Here is an 11,954-nt window from a genome sequence, read left to right as displayed (position 1 = left end):
GCTCATGTGCCTGGCGGTACCCGGCAGAGTGCTGGACATCGAGGACCGGGACGGCACCCGGATGGCCACCGTCGACTTCGGCGGTGTGGTCAAGGAGGTGTGCCTGGAGTATCTGCCCGACCTCCAGGTCGGCGAGTACGCCATCGTCCACGTCGGCTTCGCCCTTCAGCGGCTGGACGAGGAGTCGGCGCGCCAGACGCTCGAACTCTTCGCCGAACTCGGCATGCTGCAGGAGGAGTTCGGCGACGCCTGGGAGATGGCCGCCGCGGAGGCGGGCACGGACCCGGTGGAAGGGGTGCACAACCGGTGAAGTACATCGACGAGTTCCAGGATCCGGAGCTGGCCCGTCGGCTGCTCGACGACATCCACGCCACGGTGACGAGGCCGTGGGCGCTGATGGAGGTCTGCGGCGGCCAGACGCACAGCATCATCCGGCACGGCATCGACCAACTACTGCCGGAGCAGCTGGAGTTGATCCACGGTCCGGGCTGTCCGGTGTGCGTGACCCCGCTGGAGGTCATCGACAAGGCGCTGGAGATCGCCTCCCGGCCGGAGGTGATCTTCTGCTCCTTCGGGGACATGCTGCGGGTGCCGGGCACCGGACGGGACCTGTTCCAGGTCCGCGGGGAGGGCGGCGACGTGCGGGTCGTCTACTCGCCGCTCGACGCGCTGCGGATCGCCCGGCAGAACCCCGACCGCGAGGTGGTGTTCTTCGGCATCGGCTTCGAGACGACGGCTCCTCCCAACGCCATGACGGTCCACCAGGCCCGGAAGCTGGGCATCCGGAACTTCAGCATGCTGGTGTCCCATGTCCGGGTGCCACCGGCCATCGAGGCGATCATGTCGTCGCCGAGCTGCCGGGTGCAGGGCTTCCTCGCGGCCGGGCATGTCTGCAGCGTGATGGGCGTGGAGGAGTATCCGGAACTGGCGGAGCGCTTCCGCGTCCCGATCGTCGTGACGGGCTTCGAGCCGCTGGACATCCTCGAGGGCGTGCGCCGGGCCGTCCGCCAGCTGGAACGCGGCGAGCACACCGTCGACAACGCCTACGCCCGTGCCGTCCGCCCGGAGGGCAACCCGGCCGCCCGGGCCATGCTGGAGGACGTCTTCGAGGTCACCGACCGGGCCTGGCGCGGAATCGGCGTGATCCCCGGCAGCGGCTGGCGGTTGTCGGCGAAGTACCGCGACCACGACGCCGAGCACCGCTTCGCGGTCGAGGGGATCCGGACACAGGAGCCGGCCGAGTGCCGCAGCGGCGAGGTCCTGCAGGGGCTGCTCAAGCCGCACGAGTGCGAGGCCTTCGGCACCCTGTGCACCCCCCGCACCCCCCTGGGCGCCACCATGGTCTCCAGCGAGGGCGCCTGCGCCGCGTACTACCTGTACCGGCGGCTGGACATGCCGGCCGCCAAGACCCGGGAGGCGAGCCCCGTTGTCTGACATCACCGAGCTGCCCGCCGCCGGCCCCGCCCTCGACGTCGAGGGCTGGACCTGTCCGGCGCCGCTGCGGGAGAGGCCCCGGGTCGTCATGGGCCACGGCGGCGGGGGAGTGCTCTCCGCCGAACTGGTCCAGCAGATCTTCGCGCCCGCCTTCGGCGGTGACGTGCTCGCTCAGCTGGGCGACTCCGCCGTCCTGACCGTGGGCGGGGCCAGGCTGGCGTTCTCCACCGACTCCTACGTGGTGCGGCCGCTGTTCTTCCCCGGCGGCAGCATCGGCGACCTGGCGGTCAACGGCACCGTCAACGACCTCGCCATGAGCGGCGCCCGCGCCGCCTACCTCTCCTGCGGATTCATCCTGGAGGAGGGCGTCGAGCTGGACGTGGTCCGGCGGGTGTCCGAGGCGCTGGGCGCGGCCGCGCGTGCCGCCGGGGTGGAGGTGGCCACCGGGGACACCAAGGTGGTGGAGGCCGGACACGGCGACGGGATCTACCTCAACACCGCGGGGATCGGTGTCCTCCCCGCGGGTGTGGACCTGCGGCCGCAACGGGTCGTCCCCGGCGACGTGGTGATCGTCAGTGGCGCCATCGGCGTCCACGGGGTGGCGGTCATGAGCGTGCGCGAGGGCCTGGAGTTCGGGGTCGAGATCAAGAGCGACTGTGCGGCGCTCGGCGGCCTGGTCGACGCCATGCTCGCCGTCACCCCGGATCTGCACGTGCTGCGCGATCCCACCCGAGGCGGTCTGGCGGCCGCGCTGAACGAGATCGCGGCGGCCTCCGGCGCGGGGGTGGTCATCCGGGAACGCGACGTCCCGGTCCCGCCGGCCGTGGCCAACGCGTGCGCCATCCTGGGCCTGGACCCCATGTACATCGCCAACGAGGGCAAGCTGGTGGCCTTCGTGCCGCGCGAACACGCCGAGGCCGTTCTCGGGGCGATGCGGGCCCATCCGCTGGGCACGGACTCCGTGGTCATCGGTGAGGCCGTGGAGGAGCATCCCGGGATGGTCGTGGCCAGGACCGGGCTGGGCGGAACGCGGGTGGTCGATCTGCCGATCGGGGAGCAGCTGCCGCGGATCTGCTGACGCGGATCTGCTGACACGGATCCCGCGCAGTCGCGCGCGCCGCCGGGATCCGTGACGCGATCGCCGGGGGCGTGGAGGAGCCGGCCGTCCACGCCCCGAGCGGGCCGTCAGCCCGATCGCCGTCCGGACGGCGGGTCCTGCGGGTCCACGCCGGTGGTGGCGGACGCGTTCCTGGTGCCGCTGGGGCGCTGGGAGCGACCCTTGGGGCCGGTGTCCCGCCGGCCCTTCTCGTCCGCGTCGGCGTACCCCTCGCCGCGTCCACCATGACTCTTGACCGTGTCCCCCGGAACGGACTTCGTCTCCTCCGCGGACCTGGTCCGGCCACGTCCCTTCGCGTCGGCGTGCTCGGCGGCGTGGAAGGAGCGGTGGGCGCTCGGGTTGTCCTGCTGACGTGTCTCGTCCACATCGGGCGACCAGCCGTGCTGCCCGGTGCCCTCGTGCCGGCTCGGCCCCTTGCCGTGGGGCGGCTCGGACGAACGTGGTTTCTTCGACATGGTCCGACCTGCCTGTTCCTGGTCAGTGGAGGACGCCGGTCGAGCGCCACCGTGCTCATTGAATTATCCCCTCTTGTGATATTTCGAGCACATCGTGCCTCCGCGTCCCCCGCCGGTTCGGCACGGGCGGCGGCAGCGATGGCGAGCGATGGCGAGTGGCTGATTGTTGTCGAAATTGTTGACGATCCCCTCGGTGTGGGTCACGCTGACCGCTCGGTGGCCGTCGACCGTGGCGCGCCCGCACCGAGAGGGGAACCCCATGCGTTGGTCCTTCGCCCGAGGTCGAAGGAGACCGGCCGCTGTCGCCGCCCGGGTGGCGGTGGTGGCCATGCTCGCCGCCGTCCTGGTGCCGGTCACGAGCGCGAGCGGCGCGCAGGCGTCGCACCGCGCCGTCACGGCCGACGGCCTGGCGGATCTGCCCGCGGTGCGGCCCGTGATGGACTGCGCCGGTCTGACCGGCCTCGATCTGGACGGCGTCACCGACGCGCCCGTCACGATCTCCTCGGCGACCGTCGTGACGACCGGCGCGGCCCCCTACTGCGAGGTGCGGGGGACCGTCGCCCCCGCGAACACCATTGTCATGCGCCTGCCGGTCGACGGATGGACGCAGCGCTACGTCCAGACCGGCTGCGGTGGTCTGTGCGGTAGCGCCACCATCAACTACGGCCAGGCGGCGGCCTGTCCGGTCGTCCGGGACGGCACGGTCGCGAGTGCCACGACCGACATGGGCCACCAGGGCCGCAACGACGGCTCATGGGCGCTGGACAACCCGCAGGCGCAGATCGACTTCGCCTACCGGGGCGTGCACGTCACGTCGCAGGTGGCCAAGGCGGTCATCACGAGGTTCTACGGCAAGCGTCCCGCCTACGCGTACTTCACCGGCTGCTCCGACGGCGGCCGTGAGGCGCTCATGGAGGCGCAGCGCTACCCGGACGACTTCGACGGCGTCGCCGCCGGCGCGCCCGCGAACAACATGGTCGTCCAGAACACCTTCCACCACGCCTGGAACGTGCTGACGAACAGGGACGCCGACGGCGACTACATCCTCCTCGCCGACAGGCTGCCCCTGATCCACCGGGCCGTGCTGGCGGCCTGCGACGCGCTGGACGGACTGACGGACGGGCTGCTCGACGACCCGCGGCGCTGCGACTTCGACCCGGGGACGCTGGTGTGCGTGTCCGGTCAGGACCCGTCGACGTGCCTGACCCCGGCGCAGGCCGCCGTGGTCCAGCGGCTGCACGACGGCGCCACCGACGCGCAGGGCCACCGGCTGGAGCTCGCGATCTCCCACGAGTGGGGCTCGGAACTCGAGTGGACCCTGTTCGTGCCGAAGGCGCAGGGTGAGACGGTGGCGAGCGAGAACTTCGTGACGTCCTTCGCCCGCTACCTCGCGTACCCGAACGCCCCCGACCCGGACTTCCGGCTCTCGGACCTCGACTTCACCGTCGAGTCCTTCTGGAAGACCGTCCAGTCCTCCGGCTATCTGGCGGCCCTGGACCCCGACCTCGGCGCCTTCGAGAAGAGCGGCGGCAAGCTGCTCCTGTGGCACGGCTGGAACGACCAGCACATCTCACCGCAGGGCACGCTGGCCTACTACGACGCCCTGCGCGACACGATGGGGGCGAGGACCGCCGACCGGTTCGCCAAGCTGTACATGTTCCCGGGAGTGGCCCACTGCGGGGGCGGTGACGGACCGAACACCTTCGACGTCCTCACCCCGGTGATGGCCTGGGCGGAGAGCGCCACCGCGCCCGGCCGGATCGTCGCGTCCCAGAGCACCGGCGGCACCGTGACGCGTACCCGGCCCGTCTACCCGTACCCCGAGGTCGCCCGCTACGACGGCACCGGCAGCGTCGACGACGCCGCCAACTTCGTGCCCCGGACCCCGTCGGCCCGCCCGGACGGCGACGCCTACGACTGGCTGGGCGAGCGCCTGTACTCCTCCGACTACCAGACGTGGTGCAGGGCCGTGGACGGCAAGCTCGTGTGCCGACCCGCCCGGACCTGGCTGACGGAACGGGAGCGGGCCGCGTAGCCGCGGAGCCGGCGCCCCGCTCGGGGCGCCGGCCTTCCCGCCGGTGCTTCCCGCGCCGCTGCTCCTCGCGTCGGTGTTTCCCACGGCGGCGCCTCCCGTGCCGGTGGAGACTGGTCCGAGGACCAGCCCGTCGGCCAGGAAGCCCCGAACCGCTAGGAATGAGCATGGACTTCACCGTCGAGACCGCCACCGAAGCGGTCGTGGACAGCTTCCGCGGCACCGAGGACCCCCGGCTGCGGGAGGTGCTGAAGAGCCTGACCCGCCACCTCCACGCCTTCGTGCGGGACGTCGGGCCCACCGTGGGGGAGTGGGAGGCGGCGATCGACTTCCTCACCGCCGTAGGGCAGAAGTGCGACGACACCCGGCAGGAGTTCGTCCTGCTCTCCGACGTCCTCGGCGTCTCCACGCTCGTGGAGACGCTCGACGGAGCCCAGGAGGGCACGGAGAGCACCGTCCTCGGCCCCTTCCACATGACCGAGTCGCCCCGCAGGGACCTCGGCGACAGCATCGACCTCCTCGGCACCGGCCACCCCTGCGTGGTCTCCGGCCGGGTGCTCGCCACCGACGGCACCCCGCTGCCGGGTGCCGAACTCGACGTGTGGCAGTGCGACGAGGAGGGCTTCTACGACGTGCAGCGGCCGGACGTCCAGCCGCCGGGCAACGGACGCGGGCTGTTCCGCACCGACGGCGAGGGCCGCTTCTGGTTCCGCACCGTCGTCCCGTCCCCCTACCCGATCCCCACGGACGGGCCGGTGGGCACCCTGCTGCGCGCCACCGGCAGACACCCCTACCGGCCCGCCCACGTGCACTTCATCGCGCGTGCCGAGGGCCACCGGCCGGTCACCACCCACATCTTCGTCGCCGACGGCCCCTACCTCGACTCCGACGCCGTCTTCGCCGTCAAGCAGGGCCTGATCACCGACTTCGCGGAGTCGCACGACCAGCGCGCGGCCGAGCGCTTCGGGGTGGCCGCGCCCTTCACCCATGCCGCCTTCGACATCGTCCTGGCGCCGGAAGCCGGGACGTCCTGACGGCGTTCACGTACGAGGCGTTGCCCATGCGGGTGCTCTTCGGCGCCGGAACTCTCGGTCAACTGCCTCAGGAGGCCGAGCGGTTGGGTCTGCGGCGGCTGCTGGTGCTGTCCACTCCCGGTCAGCGGGCCCTCGCCGAGCGGGCCGCCGGGCTGCTGGGCCCCACCTGCGCCGGACTGTTCGGCGAGGCACGGACGCAGGTGCCGGTCGGGACCGCCGACGCGGCCCGCGCGGCCGCCCGGGACGCCGGCGCGGACGGCTGCCTGGCCATCGGCGGAGGCTCCACCGTCGGCCTCGGCAAGGCGATCGCCCGGGACACCGGCCTGCCCGTGATCTGCGTGCCGACCACCTACGCGGGCTCGGAGATGACCCCGGTGTGGGGCCTCACCGAGCAGGGCCGTAAACGCACCGGCCGCGACCGGACCGTCCTGCCGCGCAGCGTGATCTACGACCCCGAACTCACCCTCCGCCTCCCCGTCGAGGTGTCGGTCACCAGCGGCTTCAACGCCATGGCCCACGCGGTGGAGGCCCTGTACGCGCCCGACGCCTCGCCGATCGTGTCCCTGATGGCGGAGGAAGGGGTGCGCTCGCTCGCCGCCGCCCTGCCCGACGTCGCCGCCGACCCGGGGGCCATCGGCGCCCGCACGGACGCGCTCCGGGGGGCATGGCTCTGCGGGGCCTGCCTGGGCGTCACGACCATGTCCCTGCACCACAAGCTCTGCCACGTCCTCGGCGGCACCTTCGACCTGCCGCACGCCGCCACCCACACCGTCCTGCTCCCGTACGTCGCCGCCTTCAACCTCCCCGCGGCGCCCGCGGCCGACGGGGTACTGCGTCGCGCCCTGGCCACCGACGACGTGCCCGGGCACCTCGCGCGCACGGCCACCGGCCTCGGCGCCCCGCGCTCCCTCGCCGAACTCGGGCTCGGCGAGCGCGACATCGACGAGATCACCGCCCAGGCTCTGGACCGTCCCTACGCCAACCCCCGCCCGGTGACCGAAGAAGCCCTCCGCGCGCTCCTGGCCGATGCCCTGAACGGAAGCCTCGCAGCCTGAGTAAGGCAAGGCAAGCCTAACTTCAGATAATGTTCCCCGTGCAACTATCTGCCGGGGGCGCGCACATGGGGAGTCGGCCTTGCCGCACACGATCGATACCGCCGGGGCCGGACTGGACGCCGGGACCGGGAGGGGCTGGGTGGCGCTGGAGTCACCGGCCGAACTGCGCGCCCTGCTGGGCGAGCCCTGGCCCGTGGTGATCGAGAAGGTCCACGACCGGCTGACCGGCCAGGACCTGGACATCGTCGCCCGCTCGCCGTTCTGTCTGCTCGCCACCTCCGACGCGCACGGCAACTGCGACGTCTCCCCGCGCGGGGACGCCCCGGGTTTCACCCACGTCGTCGACTCCGGCACGATCGCCCTGCCCGACCGGCCGGGGAACCGCCGGGGAGACAGCTTCCATAACATCCTCGACAACCCGCACGCCGGCCTGCTGTATCTGATCCCCGGCGCCAAGGAGGTCCTGCGCGTCAACGGCCGGGCCCGCATCCTCACCGACGCGCCGTTCTTCGACTCTATGACGCTCGACGGCCGGCGGCCCCAGCTCGCCCTGGTCCTGGAGATCGACGAGGTCTATCTGCACTGCCCGCAGTCGCTGCGCCGCTCGGGCGTCTGGGATCCGGCGTCGTGGCGGACCGGCTGAGCCGGGTGCCGGGCACCTCTGATCCACTTCAATTTAGGTTAGGCTAACCTTCGTCGTGTGAGATCTGGTGAAGAAGCAGCCGCCACCCCGCGGCTACGCGGTCATGAACTGTCCGCCTCGGGTGTGACCGTGTCGTACGACGGCGTCGACGTCGTGCACGACGCCTCGGTCGCGCTCCGGCCCGGCGAGGTGACCGCGCTGGTCGGCCCCAACGGCAGCGGCAAGTCGACGCTCCTGCGGACCATCTCCCGTCTGCAGCCGGCCCGCCACGCCACGCTCAGGATCGACGCCGACACCGACGGCCTCACCCTGACCACCCGTGAGTTCGCGCGGCACGTCGCCCTGCTGACCCAGGGTCGCCCCACGCCCAGCGGGCTGACCGTGCGGGACGTCGTCGAGTTCGGCCGCTACCCCTACCGGGGCCGCTTCGGCCGGCCCGATCCGGACGCGTCGGCCGCGGTCGAACGGGCACTCGCGCTGACCGGTGTCACGGACCTCGCCGAGCGGGGCGCCGACCACCTGTCAGGCGGGCAGCTGCAGCGGGTGTGGCTGGCCGGCTGCCTCGCGCAGGAGACCGGCGTGCTGCTGCTGGACGAGCCGACGACCTATCTCGACCTCCGCTACCAGATCGAACTCCTCGACCTCATCCGCGACCTGGCGGACGACCACGGGATCGCCGTCGGCGTCGTCCTGCACGACCTCGACCAGGCGGCGGCCGTCGCGGACCGGATCACGCTGCTCCAAGCGGGCCGGATCGTCGCCGACGGCCCGCCCGAGGACGTCCTCACCCCGGAACGCCTGACCGCTGTCTACGGCATCCGGATCGACGTCGACACCGACCCCCTGACCGGCCGACTGCGCACCCGCCCGATCGGCCGCCACCACACTCGACACCCACGGACCGAAAGGCTCGGCACCACCTCATGAGACGCCTCCTGCTCACCGCGGCCACCACCACCGCCGCGGCGCTCACCCTCACCGCGTGCGGCACCACCGAGCCTGCCGCCGACAGTTCCACGAAGCCCTCGCAGGCCATCAGCCTCACCGACGCCACCGGCGCCAAGCTCAAGCTCGACGGCCCGGCCACCAAGGTCGTCGCCACCGAGTGGAACGTCGTCGAGAGCCTCCTCACGCTCGGCGTGGACCCCGTCGGCGTCGCCGACGTCAAGGGCTACAAGACCTGGGACACCGCCGTCCCGCTGAAGAACGAGCCGAAGGACATCGGCACGCGCGGCGAGCCGAGCATGGACGCCATCGCCTCGCTCGCGCCCGACCTCATCGTGACCACCACCGACCTGACCCCCGCCGCGGTGAAGCAACTGCGCAAGGTCGCCCCGGTGCTGGAGGTGACGTCCGCCGACTCCGGCGACCAGATCGGGCAGATGCTGGAGAACCTCGACCTCATCGCCAAGGCCACCGGCACCACCGCCAAGGCCGAGACGGCCCGTACGGCCTTCGAGGCCAAGGTCGCCGAGGGCAGGAAGGCCCTCGCGGACGCCGGTCTCGCGGGTGCGGACTTCGCCTTCTCCGACGGTTACATCGCCTCCAACCAGGTCTCCCTGCGCCCGTACACCAGCGGCTCGCTCATCGGGGCCGTCAACGAGGCGGTCGGTCTGAAGAACGCCTGGACGGTCAAGGGCGACGCGGCCTACGGCCTCGGCACCACCGACGTCGAGGGCCTCACCGCCCTGCCGAAGGGCACCCGGTTCGCCTACATAGCCAACGACGACGACGCGAGCAGCACGCCGTTCACCGGTGCGCTGGCGAAGAACGCCGTATGGACGTCCCTGCCGTTCGTGAAGGCCGGCGAGGTGCACCGACTGCCCGACGGCATCTGGATGTTCGGCGGTCCCGAGTCGATGGAGGCGTACATCGACGCCGTCGTCGACGCGCTGACGAAGTAGCGCCGGCCATGGCCGTCACCGCAACGCCTCCCGCGCTCCGTCCGCCGGCGGCCGCGTCCCGGACGGGCGCGGCCGCGGTGACGGCCGCGCTCGTCCTCCTGGTCGCGGCCCTCGCCGTCGTCGACATCACCCAGGGCACCGCCTCCGTCGGACCGGCCGAGGTGTTCAAGGCCCTGACCGGACGGTCCGATCCGGCCGACGCCTCCGTCGTGATCGCCTCCCGGCTGCCGAGGATGACCGCCGGCATCATGGTCGGCGTCGTCCTCGGCGCGGCCGGCGCCGTGCTCCAGGCCGTCAGCCGCAACGTGCTCGCCGCTCCCGACACCCTCGCGGTGAACGCCGGTTCGTACCTGGCGCTCGGGCTGGTCGGCGTCACCGGCGTCTCGCTGCCGGTGATCGCCTCCTCCGGGGTCGCCTTCGTCGGCGGACTCCTCGCCGCGACCGTCGTGCTCGCCCTGTCCGGCCTCGGCACGGGCACCGTACGACTGGTCCTCGCCGGCACCGCGCTGGCGCTGGGGCTGACCTCCGTGACGGAAGGCCTGCTCCTGCTGTTCCCCCAGGAGACCGAGGGCCTCTACCAGTGGAACCAGGGCAGCATCAGCCAGAACGGCTTCGACGGCGTCCTTCAGATGCTGCCCGTCGTCCTGGTCGGGCTGGCCGGCCTGCTGCTGACCGCCCGTCGGGTCGACGCGCTGGCCCTCGGCGACGACGCGGCGCGCGGGCTGGGCGTCCCGGTCCGCGCCACCCGTCTGACGGTCGTCGTCCTGGCCACGCTGCTGTCCGCGGCGGCCGTCACCCTCGCCGGGCCCATCGGCTTCGTCGGCCTGTGCGCCCCGGCCCTGGTGCGACCGCTGGCTCGCCGGTGCCGGGGCTTCGTCCGGGCCCGGACGACCCTGTCGGTGGCCGGCCTGGTCGGCGCGGGCCTGGTCCTCGGAGCGGACGTGCTGCTGCGGGCGCTCGTGCCCGCGGACACGGCGGTCGCCGTGCCCACCGGTGTCGTCACCAGCCTGGTCGGCGCCGTCTTCCTGGTGGTGATGGCCCTGCGGCTGCGGGACACGGCCGGTGCGGACGCGCCGGACCGGTTGCGCGTCCCCAGCCGGGCCGCGTTCCTGACCACGCTGGCCGTACTCGTCGTCGTGGTCGTCGGGGTGACGATCGCCGGCGTCCTGCTCGGCGACAGCAAGCTGCTGCTCGGCGATGTCGCGAACTGGGCGCAGGGGCGGGCCGGCCGGGCGGTGTCCTTCGTCCTCGACACCCGGGTGCCCCGCGTCCTCGCGGCGCTGTGCGCGGGCGCGGCGCTCGCCCTGGCCGGCACACTGGTGCAGGCCGTGACCCGCAACCCGCTCGCGGAGCCCGGCGTCCTGGGCGTGTCCGGCGGAGCCGCGCTGGGCGCCGTGCTCCTGGTCACCACCGTTCCCGTCGCCGGGACCTGGGGGGTGGCGGGTGCCGCGTTCGCGGGCGCCGCCGTGACCTCCGTCGTCGTCTTCGGGCTCGCCGCCCGGGGCGGCTACCAGCAGAACCGGCTGGTCCTCGTCGGCATCGGCACGGCCGCCGGTACGACGGCACTGATCAGCCTGCTCATCGTGCTCACCGACCCGTTCAACGCGACGAAGGCGCTGACCTGGCTGTCCGGTTCGACGTACGGCCGCACCATGCCGGACGTCCTGCCCGTCGCGCTCGTGCTGACGGTGGGCCTCGTCGTCGCGGTCGCCCGGCGCACCGAGCTGGACCTCGTCTCGCTGGACCCGGACACGCCCCGGCTGCTCGGCCTGCGGCTGTCCCGGGCCAGGCTCGGGTTCCTGGTGGTGAGCGTCCTGCTCAGCGCCACGGCGGTCGCGTCGGCCGGCACCATCGGCTTCGTCGGCCTGGTGGCGCCGCACGCGGCGCGTGCCCTCGTGGGCCGACGGCACGCGCGGGTGGTGCCGGTCGCGGTCCTCCTCGGCGCCGCACTCGTCTGCACGGCCGACCTGCTGGGCCGTACGGTCATCGCCCCCGCCCAGCTGGGTGCCGGCCTGATGACGGCGGTGATCGGCACGCCGTACTTCCTCTATCTGCTGGTGCGTGGCAGGCGGGGGCGCTAGGGCGTGTCCGACAATTCGCGTCGCGCGCCCGGCGGGAATTGTCAGACGCTCCCTGGGCGCCGAGCCGCTCGGGGCGGACCGGCCTGCGGGCCGGGGCGGCGGCGAGGTCACCGTCCGCCCCCACCGTGGTCAGGGCGGCCGGGGCGCCGGTGCGGAAGCCGCCCCGTGCCTGCCCGCTGTCCCGGTTCGGAGGCGAACA

General features: G+C 72.7%; 11 protein-coding genes. 10 read left to right on the top strand and 1 reads right to left on the bottom strand.

Annotated elements, in window-relative coordinates; genetic code table 11:
• The first annotated feature begins 4 nt into the window (after window positions 1–4).
• The 3 genes from ASD48_RS39330 to hypE are packed head-to-tail and all read left to right on the top strand — an operon-like array spanning window position 5 to window position 2,512.
• On the top strand, window positions 5–310 hold the full coding sequence (locus ASD48_RS39330; protein ID WP_079074245.1) for a HypC/HybG/HupF family hydrogenase formation chaperone: 306 nt from the start codon (window positions 5–7) through the stop codon (window positions 308–310).
• On the top strand, window positions 307–1,434 hold the full coding sequence (hypD, locus tag ASD48_RS39325) for a hydrogenase formation protein HypD (RefSeq protein WP_057606695.1): 1,128 nt from the start codon (window positions 307–309) through the stop codon (window positions 1,432–1,434). Before ASD48_RS39330 ends, hypD begins: the two co-directional genes overlap by 4 nt.
• Window positions 1,427–2,512 carry a hydrogenase expression/formation protein HypE gene (gene hypE, locus ASD48_RS39320; protein WP_057606694.1) on the top strand — a complete coding sequence of 362 codons (1,086 nt, stop codon included), beginning with the start codon at window positions 1,427–1,429 and terminating at the stop codon, window positions 2,510–2,512. The genes hypD and hypE overlap by 8 nt, the downstream gene beginning before the upstream one ends.
• 107 nt (window positions 2,513–2,619) lie before the next feature.
• Here the strand turns inward: hypE and ASD48_RS39315 are convergent, their stop codons facing one another.
• Window positions 2,620–3,006 carry a hypothetical protein gene (locus tag ASD48_RS39315; protein ID WP_057606693.1) on the bottom strand — a complete coding sequence of 129 codons (387 nt, stop codon included), beginning with the start codon at window positions 3,004–3,006 and terminating at the stop codon, window positions 2,620–2,622.
• A gap of 259 nt (window positions 3,007–3,265) precedes the next feature.
• On the opposite strand from ASD48_RS39315, the gene ASD48_RS39310 reads away from it, so the two are divergent.
• The 7 genes from ASD48_RS39310 to ASD48_RS39280 all read left to right on the top strand — a co-directional run bounded on the left by ASD48_RS39310 (window position 3,266) and on the right by ASD48_RS39280 (window position 11,755).
• Window positions 3,266–5,041 (top strand): tannase/feruloyl esterase family alpha/beta hydrolase, encoded by a 1,776-nt coding sequence (locus tag ASD48_RS39310; RefSeq protein ID WP_242432864.1) that lies wholly within the window; start codon window positions 3,266–3,268, stop codon window positions 5,039–5,041.
• A gap of 158 nt (window positions 5,042–5,199) precedes the next feature.
• The gene (locus ASD48_RS39305; RefSeq protein ID WP_199876182.1) at window positions 5,200–6,072 is read left to right on the top strand and encodes a dioxygenase; all 873 of its coding nucleotides are present in this window, start codon (window positions 5,200–5,202) and stop codon (window positions 6,070–6,072) included.
• A gap of 26 nt (window positions 6,073–6,098) precedes the next feature.
• Entirely contained in the window at window positions 6,099–7,127 is a 1,029-nt protein-coding gene (locus ASD48_RS39300) for a maleylacetate reductase (protein WP_057606691.1), read from the top strand.
• Window positions 7,128–7,206: 79 nt separating this feature from the next.
• Window positions 7,207–7,770, top strand: coding sequence for an MSMEG_1061 family FMN-dependent PPOX-type flavoprotein (locus tag ASD48_RS39295; RefSeq protein ID WP_057606690.1), 564 nt, complete (start codon window positions 7,207–7,209; stop codon window positions 7,768–7,770).
• Window positions 7,771–7,827: 57 nt separating this feature from the next.
• Complete coding sequence (locus ASD48_RS39290; RefSeq protein WP_057606689.1) at window positions 7,828–8,697, top strand: ABC transporter ATP-binding protein; 870 nt, start codon at window positions 7,828–7,830, stop codon at window positions 8,695–8,697.
• Window positions 8,694–9,674, top strand: coding sequence for an iron-siderophore ABC transporter substrate-binding protein (locus tag ASD48_RS39285; RefSeq protein ID WP_057606688.1), 981 nt, complete (start codon window positions 8,694–8,696; stop codon window positions 9,672–9,674). The genes ASD48_RS39290 and ASD48_RS39285 overlap by 4 nt, the downstream gene beginning before the upstream one ends.
• Before the next feature lie 8 nt (window positions 9,675–9,682).
• Window positions 9,683–11,755, top strand: a complete 2,073-nt coding sequence (locus tag ASD48_RS39280) for an iron ABC transporter permease (RefSeq protein WP_057606687.1) — start codon at window positions 9,683–9,685, stop codon at window positions 11,753–11,755.
• Window positions 11,756–11,954 lie beyond the last annotated feature (199 nt).

Source organism: Streptomyces sp. Root1310 (assembly GCF_001426425.1).
Classification (GTDB): Bacteria; Actinomycetota; Actinomycetes; order Streptomycetales; family Streptomycetaceae; genus Streptomyces.
Note: the sequence above shows the minus strand (reverse complement) of the source record. Positions and strands in the feature narration are given on the sequence as shown.